The organism is Streptomyces sp. NPDC018029 (genome assembly GCF_044327655.1).
Lineage (GTDB): Bacteria > Actinomycetota > Actinomycetes > Streptomycetales > Streptomycetaceae > Streptomyces.
In genome coordinates this window covers 61,319-81,177 of the sequence record NZ_JBIRFV010000017.1, presented here as the reverse complement: position 1 = coordinate 81,177, position 19,859 = coordinate 61,319, and the positions used below count along the sequence as shown (strand labels likewise).

At 72.0% G+C, this 19,859-nt stretch carries 14 protein-coding genes and 2 pseudogenes; 11 read left to right on the top strand and 5 right to left on the bottom strand.

From position 1 onward, the window contains the following. Positions 1-50: 50 nt before the first annotated feature. Entirely contained in the window at positions 51-995 is a 945-nt protein-coding gene (locus ACH4D5_RS36810; protein WP_398311904.1) for a hypothetical protein, read from the bottom strand. 80 nt (positions 996-1,075) lie between these two features. Continuing rightward, positions 1,076-2,074 (bottom strand): hypothetical protein, encoded by a 999-nt coding sequence (locus ACH4D5_RS36805; RefSeq protein WP_398311901.1) that lies wholly within the window; start codon positions 2,072-2,074, stop codon positions 1,076-1,078. Positions 2,075-2,156: 82 nt separating this feature from the next. Between ACH4D5_RS36805 and ACH4D5_RS36800 the strand changes: the two genes are divergently transcribed. From ACH4D5_RS36800 to ACH4D5_RS36785, 4 genes are all read left to right on the top strand, one after another. Beyond that, on the top strand, positions 2,157-2,609 hold the full coding sequence (locus ACH4D5_RS36800) for a DUF4442 domain-containing protein (RefSeq protein ID WP_398311898.1): 453 nt from the start codon (positions 2,157-2,159) through the stop codon (positions 2,607-2,609). A gap of 288 nt (positions 2,610-2,897) precedes the next feature. Next, positions 2,898-5,393: a beta-glucosidase gene (locus tag ACH4D5_RS36795; RefSeq protein WP_398311896.1), complete on the top strand. Its 2,496-nt coding sequence runs from the start codon at positions 2,898-2,900 to the stop codon at positions 5,391-5,393. Between the two features lie 14 nt (positions 5,394-5,407). Beyond that, on the top strand, positions 5,408-7,126 hold the full coding sequence (locus ACH4D5_RS36790; protein WP_398311894.1) for a carboxylesterase/lipase family protein: 1,719 nt from the start codon (positions 5,408-5,410) through the stop codon (positions 7,124-7,126). A 97-nt stretch (positions 7,127-7,223) separates the two neighbouring features. Continuing rightward, on the top strand, positions 7,224-7,913 hold the full coding sequence (locus ACH4D5_RS36785) for a DedA family protein (RefSeq protein WP_398311891.1): 690 nt from the start codon (positions 7,224-7,226) through the stop codon (positions 7,911-7,913). Between the two features lies 1 nt (position 7,914). Here the strand turns inward: ACH4D5_RS36785 and ACH4D5_RS36780 are convergent, their stop codons facing one another. Continuing rightward, positions 7,915-8,448: a gamma carbonic anhydrase family protein gene (locus tag ACH4D5_RS36780; protein WP_398311888.1), complete on the bottom strand. Its 534-nt coding sequence runs from the start codon at positions 8,446-8,448 to the stop codon at positions 7,915-7,917. Positions 8,449-8,582: 134 nt separating this feature from the next. Here ACH4D5_RS36780 and ACH4D5_RS36775 point away from each other — a divergent pair, with 134 nt between their 5' ends. The 3 genes from ACH4D5_RS36775 (at position 8,583) to ACH4D5_RS36765 (ending at position 10,640) form a co-directional block, all read left to right on the top strand. Further along, positions 8,583-9,320: an acyltransferase gene (locus tag ACH4D5_RS36775; protein WP_398311885.1), complete on the top strand. Its 738-nt coding sequence runs from the start codon at positions 8,583-8,585 to the stop codon at positions 9,318-9,320. Positions 9,321-9,445: 125 nt separating this feature from the next. After that, complete coding sequence (locus tag ACH4D5_RS36770) at positions 9,446-10,030, top strand: helix-turn-helix domain-containing protein (protein ID WP_398311882.1); 585 nt, start codon at positions 9,446-9,448, stop codon at positions 10,028-10,030. A gap of 43 nt (positions 10,031-10,073) precedes the next feature. Then, on the top strand, positions 10,074-10,640 hold the full coding sequence (locus ACH4D5_RS36765) for a YbaK/EbsC family protein (protein WP_398311879.1): 567 nt from the start codon (positions 10,074-10,076) through the stop codon (positions 10,638-10,640). A 27-nt stretch (positions 10,641-10,667) separates the two neighbouring features. Here ACH4D5_RS36765 and ACH4D5_RS36760 read toward each other — a convergent pair whose 3' ends face one another. Together ACH4D5_RS36760 and ACH4D5_RS36755 are read right to left on the bottom strand one after the other, a co-directional pair. After that, a complete protein-coding gene (locus ACH4D5_RS36760; protein WP_398311876.1) occupies positions 10,668-11,837 on the bottom strand; it encodes an acyl-CoA dehydrogenase family protein in 1,170 nt (389 codons plus the stop codon). After that, a complete protein-coding gene (locus ACH4D5_RS36755) occupies positions 11,834-13,030 on the bottom strand; it encodes a CaiB/BaiF CoA transferase family protein (RefSeq protein WP_398311874.1) in 1,197 nt (398 codons plus the stop codon). Before ACH4D5_RS36755 ends, ACH4D5_RS36760 begins: the two co-directional genes overlap by 4 nt. A gap of 388 nt (positions 13,031-13,418) precedes the next feature. Between ACH4D5_RS36755 and ACH4D5_RS36750 the strand changes: the two genes are divergently transcribed. From ACH4D5_RS36750 to ACH4D5_RS36735, 4 genes and pseudogenes are all read left to right on the top strand, one after another. After that, the gene (locus ACH4D5_RS36750) at positions 13,419-14,216 is read left to right on the top strand and encodes a GNAT family N-acetyltransferase (protein ID WP_398311871.1); all 798 of its coding nucleotides are present in this window, start codon (positions 13,419-13,421) and stop codon (positions 14,214-14,216) included. Then, positions 14,213-15,100 (top strand): lysophospholipid acyltransferase family protein, encoded by an 888-nt coding sequence (locus tag ACH4D5_RS36745; RefSeq protein ID WP_398311869.1) that lies wholly within the window; start codon positions 14,213-14,215, stop codon positions 15,098-15,100. Before ACH4D5_RS36750 ends, ACH4D5_RS36745 begins: the two co-directional genes overlap by 4 nt. Before the next feature lie 31 nt (positions 15,101-15,131). Then, positions 15,132-16,541 (top strand): annotated as a pseudogene (locus ACH4D5_RS36740) (alpha-amylase family protein); the annotation flags it as partial. Positions 16,542-16,694: 153 nt separating this feature from the next. Further along, a pseudogene (locus ACH4D5_RS36735) lies at positions 16,695-19,799 on the top strand (alpha-amylase family glycosyl hydrolase); the annotation flags it as partial. Between the last annotated feature and the right edge of the window lie 60 nt (positions 19,800-19,859).

Sequence of the window (19,859 nt, the reverse complement as noted above, 5' to 3'; positions counted from 1 at the left end):
ACCGGGTCGCCGGGGGAGGGGAGAAGCCGTGGAGAATGCGGAGGAAAGCCTCAGGATTCCGTCGGTTCTCCGTGGGTGCGCACCGTGCTGAGGATCTTCATGACGGTGTCCTCCGGTATCTCGTCCTTCACGCCCGTGGCTCCGTAGAGGCTCCAGGCGACGTAGTCGCCGGCGGAGTTCTTGAAGCCGAAGGTGATCGCTTTGCCGTCCGTCGCGCACTTGCCCTTCTGGGGCGTATCGGTCGACTTGGCGCGGGCGATGCTGCCCTTGATGCCGGACTTCGTGGTGTACGGCTGCGCCTTCTCGTCGGAGGTGAAGCTCTTCTTGTCCGGCTGGGTGTAGCCGGCGTACACCCACCAGCCCACCTGGTTGACCGCGACCTCGTCGGTGTTCTTCGCGCCCTTGGCGCCCTTGGTGCCCACGGCGGCGAGTTCGTGGTCCTCGGTCCTGCCGTCCTTGTCGTCGTCGGTGACGCACCACTTGGACCGGAGGTACGCGGGCGCCGACATGGTCATCAGCGGCTTGCCGGTCTTGACGTCCTCGAAGGCGATCGCCGAGCCGGGGTTCTGCACCTCCCACTCGGGCGGCACGTCGAAGGCGGTGCCCCACCGGGGGTTCACCACGACGTGCCAGCCCTTGATGGTCGGCTTCAGGCCGTTGTCCGTACCGCGCTCGCTGTCGTCGCCGTCGTCCACGGCGGGGCTCGGCTTCTCCGATGCGGCCTGCGCGGGGGCGTCGGCCTTGGTGTCCTTGTCGTCCCCGCCGCCGAGCACCAGGAATCCGGTCACACCGGCGGCCACGACCACGGCGGCCGCCATCACGACCGAGACGATCTTGATCTTGTCGCGCCCGCCCGCGGGCTGCGGGGGCCGCGGGGGCTGCGCGGGCTGCTGGTAGGGGTTCGGCGCCTGGTAACCCTGCTGCTGGTACGGGTTGGGCTGCTGGTATCCCGGCTGCTGGTACGGGTTCTGCCCCTGGTCCTGTCCTGGCCACATGGCCGGACACGATACGGGGCGACGCCGAGCAAGATCACATCCACCCCTGACGCGTGACAGGCCCGGCTTCCCGAAGCCGATCAGTCCTGGGCGGTCTCGTACAGGCGCACCGTCGCGAGGATCTTCTTCACGGTCGCGTCCGGCAGCTCGTCCTTGACGCCCTTCGCGCCGTGGAAGGACCAGGACGCGAACCTGCCCGCGGGAGTCTTGAAGGCGAACACCGTGGCCTTGCCGTCCGAGTCGCACTTGTCCTGCTTCTCGGCTCCGGACGAACTGGCGCTCACCAGGCTGCCCTTGAGGCCGGACTTGGTGGTGTACGTCTCGGTCGGCCCCGTCGTGACCTTCTTCCTGTCCGGCTGCGTGTACACGCCGTAGACCCGGTTGGTCGCGTCGTGCCGTGCGGCCTGCTCGGCGCTCTTCACGCCGTGCCCGCCGCGCGTGCCCGCGGCCCCCAGCGGTGCGTAGTCCTTCGTGCCGTCCTTGTCCTCGTCGCTCGCGCACCACTTCTCCTTGAAGTAGGCGGGGGCCGCGTACGCGGCGAGGAACGGTGCCGAGTCGTCCTCGGCGTCCTTGTCCTCCACGACTCCGCCGGCCCAGTCCCGCGAGTCGAGGGACCACCCGGCGGGCACGTCGAAGGCGATGCCGAGCTTGGGATTGACGACGACCTTCCAGCCGGGGACCGTCGGGTCGGGCATGCCGTCCCCGGTGCGGGGGTTCGAGTCGTCGGAGGCGGCCGGGCCCGGCGAGGCGCTGGACTTCGCCGGATCGGGCTTCGCGGTGTCGTCCTTGTCGCCGCCGAGGAGCAGGGCGCCGGCCACGCCCGCGGCGACGACGACGGCGCCGGCTGCGACGAGGGCGATCACCTTGGTCCGGTTTCCGCCGCCGTTTCCGCCGCTGTTACCGCTGCCGCTGCCGATGCCGGGCACGGTCGGAGCGTTCCACGGAGCCTGCTGCGGGGTCTGCTGCCCGTACGGGTTGGGCTGCTGGTACCCCGGCTGGCGATACGGGTTCTCCCCCTGGTCCTGCCCCTGGTTCCGCTGGTTCTGCTCGCCCCCGGGCGGCTGCTGTCCTGGCCACATGGGCGTCAACGATAGGTGACGGTGATCCACGCGGAGGCAGGTCCTGGTCAAGGATCGCTACTCGTGGGTAACATCGCGTGCCATGAGCGCAGAACAGATGTCGATCGGCGAGATGCTCGCCGCCACGGTTCCGATGGCCCGGACCCTGAACCTCGAATTCCGGGAGACCGCGCCGGACAAGGCCGTGGTGGCCCTGCCCGACCAGAGCGAGTACCACAACCACGTCGGCGGCCCGCACGCCGGTGCCATGTTCACGCTGGGCGAGTCCGCGAGCGGTGCCATCGTTCTCGCCGCGTTCGGCGCGGAGCTCTCGCGCGCCGTGCCGCTCGCCGTCAGCGCCGAGATCGCGTACAAGAAGCTGGCCATGGGGCCGGTGACCGCCACGGCGACCCTCGGCCGCCCGGCCGCCGACGTGATCGCCGAGCTCGACGCGGGCGAGCGCCCCGAGTTCCCGGTCGCCGTCGAGATCCGGCGCGAGGACGGCGCAGTAACGGGCGAGATGACGGTGGTGTGGACACTGCGCCCCAACAGCTGACGCCCCCCACCCCTGCCCCCCACCCCTGCCCCCGGCCCCCTGTCTCTCGGTTCGCACCGCTGACGCGAACCGCCAGGGGGCCCGCGCTTTTCTGTTCAACTTATTGACACGAGTCATCGTCGGTCATAGTTTTCCCGCCGCCACACGTGGTGCCTAACGGTGTGTCAAGTCCCCTCTGTCGCATAGTGCGTTCAAAGGGCGAACGACGACCCGCCACTGGCACGTGTACACCCTTCGCTTCGCACAGTCGTGTTCGCGCACAAAAGGCACAGAAGGAAGTGACGGCTCATGTCCGACTCCGTGTCCCGGCGGTCAGTCCTCGGACTGGTCGGCGGTGCGATCACCGTGGCGGCCGCGGCCACCGCAGGTGTGGCGGCGCCCCCACGCGCGGCGCACGCGGCAGCCCGCGCAGGACGGGGCCCCGGCGCGGGCCCCCGCGTCGAGTCCCTCGTCGCCAGACTCACGCTCGACGAGAAGATCTCCCTGCTGCACGGCGCGACCGACCCCAAGGGTCTCGGCCAGGCGGGCTACGTGCCCGGCGTGCCGCGCCTCGGGATCCCGCCGCTGCGGCTCGCCGACGGCCCCGCCGGCGTCCGCGTCGCGGCCCGCGCCACCGCCCTGCCCGCCCCCGTCATGCTCGCCGCCGCCTTCGACCCGGCACGCGCCCGCCGCTACGGCCGGGTCATCGGCCGCGAGGGACGCGCGCTCGGGCAGGACGTGCTGCTCTCGCCGATGGTCAACCTCATCCGCACCCCGTACGCGGGCCGTAACTTCGAGACCTTCGGCGAGGACCCGCTGCTCGCCGCCGACATGGTGTCCGAGGAGATCAGGGGCATCCAGGGCGAGGGCCTCATCGCCACCGTCAAGCACTTCGCCCTGAACAACCAGGAGAAGGACCGCGAGTCCGTCGACGTGCGCGCCGACGAGCGGACCATGCACGAGACGGAACTGCGCGGCTTCGAGGCGGCGGTCGCCGCGGGCACCGGCGCTCTCATGGGCGCGTACAACAAGGTCAACGGCACCTTCGCCTGCGAAAACAAGACGCTGCTCAGCGACATCCTGCGCGGAAGGTGGGGCTTCGAGGGGTGGGTGATGACCGACTGGTTCGCGCAGCACAGCACCGTCGCCGCCCTCGCCGCCGGGCTCGACATGGAGATGCCCGACGACTCCTACTTCGGGGCCGCCCTGAAGAAGGCCGTGCGGAACGGCAGCGTGCCCGAGTGGCAGGTCGACCGCTCGGTCCGCCGGATCCTCGGCGTCATGGAGCGGTTCGGGCTGCTCGACGCACGCGTGCCGCCGCGGCCGCCACGCGACCCCGAGGCGGGCAAGGCGGTCGCCATCGACGTCGCCAAGGCCGGCGCCACCCTGCTGTGGAACGTACGCGGGGCGCTGCCCCTGCAAGGCCGGGCCGCCCGCGACATCGCCGTCATCGGACCCACCGGCCGCCACCCGTTCGTCAGCGGCGGCGGCAGCGCGCACGTCATCCCCGACCGGGCGGCGAGCCCCCTCGACGCCATCACCGCGAGGGCCGGGCGCGGCGCCGACGTCACGTACGCGCTGGGAGAGGACCTCTACGGCAAGGCCATCCCGAGGCGCGCACTCAGCCCCGGCATCGACGCCGAGGGGCAGCGGGTCGCCGCGGGGAAGAAGTGGACGTACGACGGGAAGCTGACGCTCGACGAGTCCGACGAGTGGACGCTGGTCATCCACTACTCGGGCGAGCGGCCCAAGGTGGAGCTGGACGGCAAGGAGCTCTATCCGAAGCTGCCCGGCGTCGCCGAGTACTTCTCCGGCGGCCTCGTCTCCACCGCGCCCGACGGGCTGAACGTGCGCCGCGCGACGCTGAAGCTCACCCGCGGCGGGCACCGGCTGCGGATCAGTGCGCAGGGCGGCGACCAAGGACAGACCTTCCGGCTGCGGCGTATCACGCGCGCCACCCGCGCGGCCGACGTCGCCGAAGCGGTGCGGGCGGCGCGCGGCGCGCACAGCGCCGTCCTCTTCGCGTACGAGGACGCCACCGAGGGCCAGGACCGCACGACCATCGCGCTGCCCGGTCACCAGGAGGCGCTGATCAGGGCCGTGACCGCCGCCAACCCGCGCACCACCGTCGTCCTGAACACGTCGTCGGCCACCTCCATGCCGTGGCTGCGGCGGACAGCCGCCGTGCTGCAGATGTACTACCCCGGCCAGGAGGGCGCGGCCGCCACTGCCGCCGTCCTGTTCGGCGACTGCGACCCCGGCGGCCGGCTCACCCAGTCCTTCCCGGTGGACGACGACCGCCATCCGATGGCCGGGGACCCGCGCCGCTATCCCGGGACCGGCGGCGTCGAGGAGTACTCGGAAGGCGTCCACATCGGATACCGCTGGTACGACGCCGAAGGAGTGCGGCCGCTCTTCCCCTTCGGGCACGGGCTCTCCTACACCACCTTCGCCTACGAGGACCTGGCGGTCCGCGGGGCGGGGCGGGGCGTCGACGTGAGCTTCACCGTGCGCAATACCGGCAGGCGCGCCGGTGTCACCGTCGCGCAGGTGTACGTCGGTCCGTCCCCCGACCTGGACCTGAGCCAGGCGGAGCGGGTGCTCGGCGGCTACCGGCGGGTCGAGCTGCGCCCGGGGGAGCGGCGGCGCGTCACCGTCCGCGTCGACCGGCGGACTCTGTCGGCCTGGGACGTCGAGCGCCACGACTGGGTGCTCGGCACCGGACGGCGGACCGTCCAAGTGGGAACATCAGCACGTGACTTGACCCTCTCCACGACCACCGTCATCAAGGGAGCCGGTTCATGAGGAAAAGGTTCACGATGAAGATGAAGAGGTGCACGACGGCAAGAGGAAGCAGGCGGGGTGCGCGCGGCCGGATACGTCGCGCCGCGTCGCTCGTCGCCGCCCTGGCGGCCGGCACCGCGGTCTCGCTGGTGCCGCTCCCGGCCGCCCAGGCGACCACCGGCCCGGGAGCCCAAGCGATGACCGGCCCGGCCGCCCAGGCCACGAACGCCCCGGCCGCCAAGGACAGCACGTTGGTACGCACCACCGCCGGCTGGGTGCGGGGTGAAACCACCGCGGAGGGGCGGCAGTTCCTCGGCATCCCCTATGCCCAGCAGCCCGTCGGCGCCCTCCGCTGGAAGGAGCCGCGCCCCGCGAAGGCCTGGGACGGGGTGCGCCGCGCGACCGAGTTCGGCAACCGGTGTGTCCAGACCGCCAGTTGGGACCCGGGCTACGAGAACCCCAGCCACACCGAGGACTGCCTCGACGTCAACGTCTACGCGCCCAAGGGGCAGGCGGCGAAGCAGCGGCCCGTGATGGTGTGGCTGCACGGCGGCGGACTGACCGCGGGCGCGGGCGAGGACATCGTGCCCGACACCTTCGCCCGCAGGACCGGCACCGTCGTCGTGACCGTCAACTACCGCCTCGGCGCCATGGGTTTCCTCGCCGGTGAAGGCCTCGACGGCGAGGCGTCCGACGGCGTGTCCGGCAACTACGGACTGCTCGACCAGCAGGCCGCGCTGCGCTGGGTGCGCGCCAACATCGGCCGGTTCGGCGGCGATCCGCACCGCGTCACCATCGCGGGCGAGTCCGCGGGCGGCCGCTCCGTCTGCACCCTGCTCGCCTCGCCCACCGCGCGGGGCCTGTTCCGCGCGGGCATCGTGCAGAGCGGCGCGTACGGCGACTGCGCCGGCCGCGAGCGCGAGCGGGCGGTCACCGACGGTGCGGCGTTCGCGAAGAAGGCGGGCTGCCCCGACCCGCGCACCGCCCTCGCCTGTCTGCGCGGCAAGTCCGCGAAGGACATCCTCGCCGCGCAGGCCGGCTTCGACTGGGGCCCGGTCGTCGGCGGTGCCTTCCTGCCGGTCCAGCCCGAGGAGGCGTACGAGAAGGGGACCGCGGCCCGCGTTCCGGTGCTGAACGGCGCGAACAGCGACGAAGGCACCCTCTTCGCCTTCGCCCAGTTCGACGGGCAGGGCAGGCCGCTCACCGCCGAGCAGTACCCCGGCGCGCTCACCGACGCGTACGGGCCAGAGCTGGGCGGCCGGGTCCTGAAGACGTATCCGCTCGACGAATACGCCTCGCCCACGCACGCGTACGCCGCGGCCGTCGGCGACCGCATGTTCGCCTGCACGGCGCTGCGCATGAACACGGCGCTCGCGCACCGCGGGCCCGTCTACGCCTACGAGTTCGCGGACCGCACCTCGCCGCCCTTCGCATCGCTCCGCGACCTGGACACGGACTTCGACTTCGGCGCGACCCACGTCAACGAGGTCCAGTACCTCTTCAAGCACTTCGGACTGACGTCGCCGCTCGACACCGGGCAGCGGGCACTCGCGAAGCAGATGATCCAGTACTGGGGTTCCTTCATCCGCGGCGGAGTGCCGCGCGCAGACGGCGGGCCCGCCGCTCCCGACCAGCGCACCCGGCCGGGGCAGGTGCTCTCCCTGCGCACCGCGCCGGCGGGCGGCACCACGATCAGCACGACGGTGTACGACGAACACCGGTGCGACCTCTGGGACACCGTTCCCGCCGGGTGATCCCGGTCCGGTGATCGCGTCCGGGTAGGCTGCCCGGCGTGCGTGGCCGAGAGGCGCGCACGCCGGGCACACACATGAACCACGGAAGGAACCGGCGTTGCACGTCCAGGAGTGGCTGGAGCACGTCCCAGCCGTCAGCATCTACGCGCTGGTGGGCCTTGTCATCGGACTGGAGAGCCTGGGCATTCCGCTGCCCGGTGAGATCGTCCTGGTCTCCGCGGCGCTCCTCTCCTCACAGCACGGCGACATCAACCCGGTGATCCTCGGGGCCTGCGCCACCGCGGGCGCCATCATCGGCGACTCCATCGGGTACGCCATCGGGCGCAAGGGCGGCCGTCCGCTGCTCGCCTGGCTGGAACGGAAATTCCCCAAGCACTTCGGTGCCGCGAACGTGGCGACCGCCGAGCGGTCCTTCCAGAAGTGGGGTATGTGGGCGGTCTTCTTCGGCCGCTTCATCGCCCTGCTGCGGATCTTCGCCGGGCCGCTCGCGGGCGTCCTGCGCATGCCGTACTGGAAGTTCCTGATCGCCAACGTCCTCGGTGGCATCGTCTGGGCGGGCGGCACCACCGCCGTCATCTACTACATCGGCGTGGTCGCCGAGGACTGGCTCAAGCGGTTCTCGTACGTGGGACTCGGCATCGCCGTGCTGATCGGTGTCGGCTCGATGCTGTTCGTCAAGCACCGGGCGAAGAAGGCGGCGGCAGAGGCGGAAGCGGAGGCGGCGGCCGCGGAGCCGGCAGCGCCCGCCACCACCGCCGAGCCGCAGCCGGTCCCGGTCGCCGACTGACTCACTCCGCGGCGTGGGCGTCCCGGTGGGCCCTGGCCAGCTCGACGTACATCGTGCCGTTGAGCGAGATGCCCTCGCGCTCCTCGTCGGTGAGCGGCCTGCGCACCTTGGCGGGCACGCCCGCGACGAGTGAGCCCGGGGGCACCCGCATGCCCTGCGGCACCAGGGCCTGCGCGGCGACCAGGGAGCCCGCGCCGATCACCGCGCCGTTGAGGACGGTGGCGCCCATGCCGATCAGGCAGTCGTCCTCGACGGTGCAGCCGTGCAGCACGGCGTTGTGGCCGACCGAGACGCGCTCGCCGATCGTGATGGGGAAGCCCGGGTCGACGTGGAGGCTGCAGTTGTCCTGGATGTTGCTGTCGGTCCCCACGACGATCGGCCCGCAGTCGGCCCGCAGCACCGCGCCGTACCAGGTGCTCGCCCCCGCGTGCAGCGTCACGTCGCCGAGCACGACGGACGTCGGCGCGGTGAAGGCGTCCTGGTCGATCTTCGGGTCCTTGCCGCCGATGCCGGTGATGAGTGCCTCGTGGCCCATCGGATGTCTCCCTCTTCCGTACGTCGTCACGCCTGACGGCACCGTACGGGACCGGGCGGCCCGTGCCGCCGCGTGGGGTGAAGATCACAGGCCATGGGCCTGCGGGCCCCCGAGGCACTGAGTAACGTGAGCGCGTGCCGAAGAACAGGAACACGTTCTCATCCCTTGCCGCCGCGCCGCGCCGTCTCGCGCAGCGCGCCGTCCACGCGGGCTGGGACTGGGTGCAGCGCACCGGCGCGGTCACGGCCGCGCACCCCGGGCGGCTGCGCTTCGGCGCGATCGGCGAGGGCACGAAGCTCGCCTTCCCGCAGGGCACGGTCTTCGGGGAGCCGTGGATCAGGATCGGCGACCACTGCATCGTGGGCCAGCACGTCACCCTCACCGCGGGGATGATGCCGGACCTCGACCTCGGACCCGACCCGATCCTCCGCATCGGCAACGGTGTCGTGCTCGGCCGCGGCAGCCACGTCATCGCGGACACGACGGTGACGATCGGCGACGACTGCTACTTCGGCCCCTATGTGTACGTGACGTCCACCAACCACTCCTACGACGACCCGCACACCCCCATAGGCAAGCAGTGGCCCCGCATGGACCCGGTCGAGATCGGCCCCGGCTGCTGGATCGGCACGGGCGCGGTGATCCTGCCGGGGGCCCGGATCGGCCGCAATGTGGTGGTGGCCGCGGGCGCGGTCGTCCGGGGCGAGGTCCCGGACCACGCCGTGGTGGCGGGGGCGCCCGCGCGGGTCGTGCGGACATGGGACGCGGAGCAGGGGTGGCAGCCGCCGCTGCGCACGCCCGCGCCGGTGCCGATCCCCGACGGGGTCACGCCGGAACAGCTGATCGCGCTCGGCGAGTTGGGCGAGGCCTGAGAGCCCGAGCCGTCGCCCCGGCGCCGAGGAGAGCCGGCCGCTCGCGGGCCTCGCAGTACAGTGTGCTGGACCATCCGGGCCCATCGGATGCACCGCACGGCAGAACGCAGAACATGGACGGGAATGTGTCGGATCTCGATCAGCTGACCCAGTCGCTCGCGCGCAACCTCAAGCGGTGGCGCAACGAGAGGGGCTTCACCCTCGACGCCCTCGCGGCCCGCGCGGGCGTCAGCCGCGGCATGATCATCCAGATCGAGCAGGCCAGGACCAACCCCAGCATCGGCATCACGGTGAAGCTCGCGGACGCGCTGGGCGTCAGCATCACCACGCTCCTCGACTACGAGCAGGGTCCGCACGTCCGCCTCGTGCCGCCGGAGCAGGCGGTGCGCATGTGGTCCACGGACGCCGGCAGCAGCACCACGCTCCTCGTGGGCGCCGAGGCGCGCGGCCCCTTCGAGCTGTGGTCCTGGCACCTGATGCCGGGCGAGGGCAACGACTCCGACGCGCACCCGCCGGGCACCATCGAGCTGCTGCACGTCTCACGGGGTGAGCTGACCCTCGTCGTCGACGGCGCCGAGCACGCCGTACCGGCGGGGACGGCCGCAACCTTCGAGGCCAACGTGCCGCACGGCTACCACAACCGGGGCGCCGAGCCCATGGAGATGACGATGTCGGTGTCGGTGCCGCCGGCCCACGCGGGCTCCTACTGAGGGCCGTCGGCCCGCCGCTCCCGGGGGCTGTTAGCGTGCCGCCATGCGCGCTCCTCTCGGTGAATTCGACGTCGTCAGCCCCGCCCCAGAAGCCCTCGACCTGCTCGTACCGCCCGTGGCGGACGCCGTGCGCGACTGGCACGGCCCCGTCCCGGCCGACGAGCTGATCCATGTCGACACCGACCCGCGCTGGGCCGACACCGCCACCTTCCTGGAGCACTACGGCCCCGAACTCCTCACCCAGTCGGCCAACTGTGTCGTCGTGGCGGGCAAGCGCGGCGGCGAGACCACGCTCGCGGCGTGCGTCGTCCTGTCCGGGACGCGCGTCGACGTGAACGGCGTCGTGCGCCGCCAACTCGGCGCGCGCAAGGCATCGTTCGCGCCGATGGAGACGGCCACGGGCGAGACCGGCATGGAGTACGGCGGCATCACACCGATCGGGCTGCCCGCCGCCTGGCCGCTGCTGGTCGACGCCGCCGTCGCCGACCTGCCGTACGTCCTGGTCGGCAGCGGCAGCCGGCGCGGCAAACTCATCGTGCCGGGCAAGGTGTTCGCCGGACTGCCGAACGCGGTCGTGCTCGAAGGGCTCGGCGTCGCGGTCGACGGCTGACGGTCACGGGGTGCGCCGCGCGGCGGCTCACGGCTCCAGGCCGCCGCGCGCCACCAGTTGACGGGCTATCACGTTGCGCTGGATCTCGTTGGTGCCCTCACCGACGATCATCAACGGCGCGTCGCGGAAGTAGCGTTCGACGTCGAACTCCGTCGAGTAGCCGTGGCCGCCGTGGATGCGGACCGCGTCCAGGGTGATCCGCACGGCCGTCTCCGATGCGAAGAGCTTGGCCATGCCCGCCTCCATGTCCACGCGCCGGCCCGCGTCGGCCTCGCGGGCCGCGTGCAGGGTGAGCTGACGGGCCGCCGTGAGCGAAGTGGCCATGTCGGCCAGGTAGTTGCCGATGGACTGGTGGCGCCAGATCGGCACGCCGAACGACTCTCGCTCCTGGGCGTAGCGCAGCGCGTCCTCGAACGCGGCGCGGGCCACTCCCAGCGCGCGGGCCGCCACCTGAAGCCGCCCCGTCTCCAGCCCCTTCATCATCTGCCCGAACCCTTCGCCCTCGACGCCCCCGAGCAGCGCGTCCGCGGGGGCGCGGTAGCCGTGGAAGGACAGCTCGCAGCTCTCCACACCCTTGTAGCCCAGCTTCGGCAGGTCGCGGGAGACGGTCAGGCCGGGGCCGTGCTCGACGAGCAGCACGGAGATGCCCCGGTGCCGGGGCTCGGCGTCCGGGTCGGTCTTGCAGAGCAGTGCGATCAGTTGCGAGCGGCGGGAGTTGGTGATCCACGTCTTCGCGCCGTCGATGACATACCCTCCGTCGTCGTCACGCCGCGCCACCGTGCGCAGCGCCTGGAGGTCCGATCCGCCGCCCGGCTCGGTCAGCGCCATCGTGGCGCGCACCTCGCCGGTTGCCATGCGCGGCAGCCAGCGGCGCCGCTGCTCCGGAGTGCCGAAGAGCAGCAGTAGCTTGGCGACGACCGTGTGGCCGCCCATCGCGCCCGCCAGGCTCATCCAGCCGCGCGCCAGTTCCTCGGTGACCAGGACGTAGCAGGGGGTGGAGACGGGGGTCCCGCCGTACTCCTCGGGGACCGCGAGGCCGAAGATGCCGAGCCCCTTCATGCCGTCGATGAGATCCGCCGGATAGGTGTCGGTGTGTTCCAACTCCCGTACGACCGGCCTGACCTCGCGGTCGACGAAGTCGCGGACGGTCGTGACGACCAGTTGCTCGGCGGGGGAGAGGGCGTCCAGGGAAGTCACCGGCAGACTCCCGTCGCGCGCAGCCGGGCGATGTCGTCCGGGCCGCGGCCCAGCTCGGCGAGGATCGCGGCGGTGTGCTCGCCCGCCGCGGGCACCGGGTCCATGCGCGGGGTGACCCCGGAGAGGTCGGCCGGCGGCAGCAGGGCCTGTACGGGCTCGGAGGTGCCCGGCACCCTGATGTCCTGCCAGCGGCCGCGCTCGGTGAGCACCGGGTGGGCCAGGAACTCCTGGACCGAGTTGACCCCCGCGTTGGCGATGCCCGTGCGGTCAAGCAGCTTCATGGCCTCGTCGCTGCCGAGTTCGGAGAAGCGTACGGAGATGATCGCGTCGAGCGCCTCGCGGTGCGCCACACGGTCGGACCCGGTGGCGAAGCGCGGATCGTCGGCCAGCTCGGGCCGCCCGAGGAACTCGGTGCACAGCGCGGCCCATTCACGTTCGTTCTGCACGGAGAGCAGCACGTCCTTGCCGTCGGCCGCGGTGAACGGGCCGTAGGGCGCGACCGTCGCGTGGCGGGCTCCGACGCGGGGTGGCTGGGTGCCGCCGTAGCGCGTGTAGTAGGCGGGCTGCCCCATCCACTCGGCGAGCGCGTCGAAGAGCGACACCTCGACGGTCGGCGCACGCCCCGTCGTCGCCCGCGTGAACAGCGCCGACAGGATGCCGCTGTACGCGTACATCCCGCCCGCGATGTCGGCGACCGAGATGCCGACGCGGGCGGCCTCGTCCGGGGTGCCGGTCAGCTGGAGCAGCCCGGTCTGGCACTGCACGAGCAGGTCGTACGCCTTGCGGTCCGCCCAGGGGCCGTCCGTGCCGTAACCGCTGACGGTGCACGGGATCAGGGTCGGGTGGCGCTCCTGCAGCTCCTCCGCGCCGAGGCCCATGCGGGCGGCGGCGCCCGGGGCGAGGTTCTGCACGAACACGTCCGCGCCCGCGAGCAGCTCCTCCAGGATCTCCCGGCCGTGCTCGGACTTGAGGTCGAGCGTGAGCGACTCCTTGGACCGGTTCAGCCAGACGAAGTAGCTGGCCTGTCCGTGCACGGTGGTGTCATAACGGCGGGCGAAGTCGCCCCCGCCGGGGCGCTCGACCTTGATGACCCGCGCCCCGAGATCGGCGAGCTGACGGGTGGCGAAGGGCGCGGCGACGGCCTGCTCCAGGCTGACGACGGTGATGCCCGCGAGGGGGAGGGGAGGTGGCATGCCGCGTTTGTACGGGCAAAGGTGAGGCGGGTCAATGGCGCGCAGGCGCGGGGCGTGCGGGGTGGCCGGGATCTCGGGGGTCCGCTCGGTGGCTGTCGTAGCCGCAGTTCAGGCGGTGGGGCCGTATCTATCGGGCCTCCGCTGCGTGATCGGGCAGGGCGGCCTGACCGAGCCTGACGCGTGCCGGACGGCGGGTCGATGCACGGCTGAAGCGCGCAGTTCAGCCGGTGACGTCACCGTGCTGCTTGGGCGGGGCGGGTGCTGTGCGCCGCTCGCCGCCCGACTCTCCCCGTCCCCTGCCGGCTCCCGTTCCCCCTGGCTCCCCACTCCGCCCTGACTCCGTCGTCCCCCTCGTCTCGACCCCATCGAACCGAGAAACGGAACTGTCATGCCCTCGACACCGCTTACGCCGTCCACTGTCCCCACCTCGACAGCCCCGAAAGCCCCGGTCGTCCCTACGGCCACCCCCGCGTACGTCACCTCCGTCGCGGACACCACCGCACAGATCAGGGCCGCCCAGCGGCTGCGCCACCGCGTCTTCGCGGAGGAGCTGGGCGCGGCCCTCGACACGCCCCTGCCCGGCCACGACATCGACGCCTTCGACGATCTCGCCGACCATCTGATCGTCACGGACACCTCGACCGGCGAGGTCGTCGGGACCTACCGGCTGCTGCCTCCGGGATGGGCCGAACAGTCCTACTCCGACGGGGAGTTCGACCTGCGCGCGCTGAGCGGGCTGCGGTCGTCCACCGTCGAGGCGGGCCGCTCCTGCGTCCACCCCGACCACCGCTCCGGTGCCGTGATCAACCTGATGTGGTCGGCTCTGGCCCGCTATGTCCTGCTCTCCGGGCACCGGTACCTCGCGGGCTGCGCCTCCGTGCCGCTGGCGGATGGTGGCCGGGCGGCGTCCAGCGCCTGGCTGCTGGGCACGGCCAAGCACGCGGCGCCGCAGGAGCTGCGCGTGCACCCCAGGCGCCCCTGGGCTCCCGGGGGCCCCGTGGCGGGGCGCCCTGCCCTCGCCGACCTGCCGCCTCTGCTGCGCGGCTACCTCCGGCTCGGCGCGTGGGTGTGCGGCGCCCCCGCGCACGACCCGGAGTTCGACGTCGCGGACTTCTTCGTCCTTCTCGACACGGAGCGGCTCAGCGCGCGCCACCGCCGCTACTTCCTCGGCGAGGACGCGCGGTGACGCCGTGGACGGTCGACCGGGGCTGCCCGGCGAGCTGCGCCGCCGACCCGGACCCGCGCGTGCCGTTGGGGGAACTCGCCCGCCGGTACGCCGGTCTGACGTACGCCCTGACCCGGTCCGTGGCCCGTGGCGACCGGCTGGCCGAACCCGCGACCCTGCGGGCCGAGGCGCGCGCGGTGCTCGGCGCGCTCGGGGTGAGCCTGGAGGTGGCGGGTGGCGAACGGCTGAGCTCACGACCGCGCCCACGACCGCGCTCACGACCGCGCTCACGCGAGAGCGGCGTGGGCACCCTGGTCGTCGCCAACCACGTCTCCTGGCTCGACGTCGTCGCCCTGCTCGCCGTCGAGCCGGTGAACGTGCTCGCCAAGCGTGAAGTGGGCCAGTGGCCGGTGATCGGCGCGCTGGCCCGGCGGGTGGGCACGCGGTTCATCGACCGGGACGGCGGCGTGCGCGAACTGCCGCGGGTAGTGGCTGAGTTGGCGGACGCGCTGCGGGCGGGCGCTTCGGTGCTCGTCTTTCCGCAGGCGACCACTTGGTGCTCGGCGGAGGGCGGCCGTTTCCGCCGGGCCGCCTTCCAGGCGGCGGTCGACGCGGGGGCCCCGGTGCGCCCCGTGACGGTCGAGTACCACCAGAGCGGAGTGCCGACCACCGCCGCGGCCTTCCTCGGTGCGGAGGAGTTCACCGCGTCGCTGCGCCGCGTCGCGAGCGCCCGTCGCCTGGGCGTGCGCGTCACGGCACACGCCCCACTGTGGGGCACCGACCGGCGGGAGCTGGCCGCGGCGGCACAACAGGCGGTCATGTGCGGGGGGTTGACCCTTCAACAGGCGACTCCTAGGGTCCGGTCTGCAACAAGTTTCTGCAAGCGAGCGGAAACTCTTTCATAGCCGCCACATCCCCCCACGTAGGAGGCTTTCGATGCACGGCCGTATTTCGAGACCCCGCAGGATCGCCGTCATGGGTGCCGCACTGGCCGCTGGCGCCGCGGGCAGTCTCTCCGCCGGAGCCGAGCAGCCGAGCGAAGCGGCATCCGGCAGGGGCGCCACGAAGGACGTCACAGCGGTGATGTTCGAGTGGAGTTTCGACTCCGTCGCCAAGGCCTGCACGGACACCCTCGGCCCGGCCGGCTACGGATACGTCCAGACCTCACCCCCACAGGAGCGTCTCGACGGCCCGTCCTGGTGGACCGCCTACCAGCCGGTCAGCTACAAGATCGCCTCCCGGCTCGGCGACCGCGCGTCGTTCAAGAACATGGTCGACACCTGTCACGCCGCGGGCGTCAAGGTCGTCGCCGACACGGTCATCAACCACATGACCAACGCCGAGGGCACCGGCTCCGGCGGCACACGGTTCAGCAAGTACGACTACCCCGGCACCTACGGCGACGCCGACCTGGACAACTGCAAGAAGGAGATCCAGGACTACACCAAGCGGGAGGAGAGCCAGAGCTGTGAACTCGGTGGTCTCGCCGACCTGGACACCGGCGAGGAGCACGTCCGCAAGACGATCGCCGGGTACCTGAACGACCTGCTATCCCTCGGTGTGGACGGCTTCCGCGTCGACGCGGCCAAGCACATGCCCGTGGACGACCTGAAGGCCATCAAGGCACAGCTGAGCGACCCGGACGTGTACTGGAAGCAGGAGACGCTGCCGGGGCCCGGCGAGGAGGTCCAGCCCAGCGAGTACATCGGCACAGGTGACGTACAGGAATTCAATTACGCGTACGCCTTGAAGGGAGCCTTCGACAGCGGCGGCCTCGCCGGACTGAAGAACATCGCCGACGGCAAACTCCCCTCCGAGTCGACGGGCGTCTTCGTCGCCAACCACGACACCGAGCGACAGGGGAACGTCCTCACCTACAAGCAGGGCGCCCCCTACACCCTGGCGCACGTGTTCATGCTGGCCTTCCCCTACGGGTCCCCGGACGTCCACTCCGGGTACGCGTTCGCCGGCAAGGACGACGGCCCGCCCGACAACAGCAAGGCCGACTGCTCGGGCGACGCGTGGGTGTGCCAGCACGAACAGCGGCAGATCGCGGGCATGGTCGCGTTCCGCAACGCGGCGGGCGACGCCGGGGTCGCCGACTGGTGGGACAACGGCGGCAGCGCCATCGCCTTCGGCCGCGGAGACAAGGCCTTCGTCGCCATCAACGCGGGCGACGGCGAACTGAAGGAGACCTTCAAGACCTCGCTGGCCGCGGGCGAGTACTGCGACGTGCAGTCCGGCAAGCCCGTGAATGTCGACGACGGCGGCAGGCTGACGGCCACCGTCGCCGCCAAGAGCGCGGTCGCCGTCCATGTAGGCGCGAAGAGTTGTGAGGGTGCGACGAACTGAGTGCCCGTCATACCCGTAAAGGCAGCCCGGCGTGTGTCCGCACACGTCGGGCCGCCCCTGCGTCCGTGTCCGTGTCCGTGTCCGTGTCCGGAGAAGCATGCGTCCGTCCAGAGAGGCATGCGTCCAGAGAACGAGGAGTGAGGCACCGTGTCCCGCCTCGCACGTTTCGGCCGCCTGAGAGCGGCCGCCGTCCTGTCCGCCGCACTGCTCGCGGGGCTCCTGCCCTCCGCCCAGCACCGGGCGGCGGCCGGGGCCGCGCCACCGCCGCCCTCCGACGCCGCGCTCGCCGCCGAGCCCGCCCGGCACGACCTGACCCGCGAGCAGTTCTACCTCGTGATGCCCGACCGGTTCGCCAACGGCGACCGGCGCAACGACCGCGGCGGACTGACCGGCGGCCGCGCCACCACCGGCTTCGACCCCGCCGACCCGGCCTTCTACTCGGGCGGAGACCTCAAGGGGCTCACCCAACGGCTCGACTACATCAAGGGCCTCGGCACCACCGCGATCTGGCTGACCCCGGTCTTCAAGAACAAGCCGGTGCAGCAGCGCGGCGGCCGCGACGTCGCCAACTACCACGGCTACGCCATCACCGACTTCACCCGTGTCGACCCGCACTTCGGCACCGACAAGGAACTGGCCGCCTTCATCGACAGCGCCCACGGCAAGGGCATGAAGGTGTTCTTCGACGTCCTCACCAACCACACCGCCGACACCATCCACTACGCGGAGAACGAGTACGGCTACCGGTCCAAGGGCGCCCACCCTTACCTGGACACCGACGGACGCCCCTTCGACGACACCGCGGGCCCGCGCCCCGTGACCGCCGACAGCTTCCCCTACACCCCGCGCACGGACGCCGCCGACCGTGACGCGAAGACCCCGGCGTGGCTCAACGACCCGACGATGTACCACAACCGCGGCGAGTCGACCTTCGCCGGGGAGAGCGGCCTGAACGGCGACTTCATGGGCAACGACGACCTGTGGACCGAGCGGCCCGAGGTCGTCGAGGGCATGAAGCGCATCTACGAACGCTGGGTGCGGGACTACGGCGTCGACGGCTTCCGCGTCGACACGGCCAAGAACGTCGACATGGGGTTCTGGACCCGGTGGGCCGGTGCCCTCGACGCCTACGCGGCCGGGCGCGGCAAGAAGGACTTCCTCATCTTCGCCGAGGCGTACTCCGCCGACGCGGCCATCACCGCCCCGTACGTCACGAAGGGCGGCCTCGACTCCACCCTCGACTTCCCCCTCCAGGCCGTCACCCGCAACTACGCCTCGCGCGACGGCGCGCCCCGCGACCTGTCGAAGGTGCTCGCCCAGGACTACCGCTACACCACCGGCACCGCCAACGCCTACGAGCAGGTCACCTTCCTCGGCAGCCACGACATGGGACGCATCGGCGGCTTCCTCCGCAAGGACAACCCCGGCGCGGGCGAGGAGGAGCTCCTGCGACGTGACCGGCTCGCCCACGAGCTGCTGTTCCTCGGCCGCGGCAACCCCGTCGTGTACGCGGGCGACGAGCAGGGCTTCACCGGCGAGGGCGGCGACAACGACGCCCGCCAGCCGATGTTCGCCACCAAGGCGGAGGCATACCTGGAAGACGACCAGCTCGGCACGGACCGCACCCACGCCCGGGACGCGTACGACACCCGCCACCCCCTGTACCGCGCCATCGCCCGCCTCTCCGAACTCGGCAGGAAGCACCCGGCGCTGCGCGACGGCGTCTTCACCGAGCGCCTCGCGGGCCCGGCCGAGGGGCCCGGCGTGTACGCGTACTCGCGCACGGACCCGCGTCGGCGCGTCGAGTACGTCGTCGCCCACAACAACGCGTCCCGGCCCGAGACCGTCGAGATCCCGACAGGCGCGGCGCGGACCAAGTTCACGCGGCTGTACGGAGGTCTGACGGCCGGCGCCGCGGTGCGCAGCGGTGGCGACCGGACGGTCACGGTGACGGTCCCTCCGCTCTCCTCTCTGGTGCTGAAGGCCAACACGCCGCTGCCCAAACCGACTTCACGTCCCACTGTCGCGCTGAGCGCACCCGAAGAGGGCGCCACCGGCACCGTGGAACTCTCCGCCGACGTCGACGGCGGCGGGCTGAACCGCGTCGTCTTCGCCGCGCAGGTCGGCAACGGCCCCTGGAAGGTGCTCGGTTCCGCCGACCACGCGCCCCACAAGGTCACGCAGCAGCTCGGGCCCGACGTGCCGGAGGGGACCCGGCTGCGCTACAAGGCGGTGGCCGTGGACAGTGCGGGGCGCACCGCGAGCGCCCTCGCCGACAGCAGCGCGGGCCGCACCCCGCCGCCGTCCCCGCCCACCGTCGAACGGCCCTACGCCGTCGTCCACTATCAGCGGCCGGACGGTGACTACGACGGCTGGCGGCTGAGGACCAAGGACGGCCGGGAGGCCGCCTTCGCCGGGCGCGACGCCTTCGGGGCCTTCGCGTGGGTGAGGACGGCCGAGGGTGCGGACTCGGTCCCGTACACCGTGGAGAGGGACGACAGGACCGAAGGCCCCGAGCGCACCGTCGACCTGAGCCGCACCGGCGAGGTCTGGATCAGGGAGGGTGAGCCGGGGCAGCGCGAGCAGCGGCCCGGGGACGCGGTCACCGAGCCGCCGCAGGGCGGCGGCAAGGCGGTCATCCACTACCACCGCCCCGACGGCGACTACACGGGCTGGGGGCTGCACGTGTGGGACGGCGCGGCCAGGCAGTCGGACTGGGACGTGCCCGTGCGGCCGGTGCGGACCGACGCCTTCGGCGCCGTCTTCGAGGTGGAGCTGCGGTCCGGCGCGGAGAGCCTGAGCTATGTGCTGCACAAGAAGGAGGAGAAGGACGTCGCGGGCGACGAGGCGCTCGACATCAAGCTGTACGGCCACGAGGTGTGGCGGGTGGCGGGCGAGCCCGCGTACCTGACGCCCGCGGTGGGCGGGTCGCTCGGCCTCGATCTGTCCGCGGCCAAGGCCCGCTGGGTGGACGAGGACACCGTCGCCTGGCCGTCGGGAGGCACGGGGGTCGCCAGCCGCCAGCTGGTGTACGCACCCGGGGGAGGCATCACTCTGAAGGACGGCGCGCTCTCGGACGAGGGCCACTGGCTGCGGCTCGACCCCGTGAAGAGCGGGACGGCCGAGGACGGCACGGCGGAGTTCACCGTCGACCCGCGCGACCGGCACCGCATCCCCGAGGCGCGGCGGGCCCGGCAGCTCCTGGCCACCCAGCGCGCGACGGACGGCGCGCTGCTGGGGGCCACGAGCGTGGCGCCGGGGCTCTCGGAGGCCCCCGACGCCTTGGTGGGCGGGCGGGACGTCCGCCCCAGG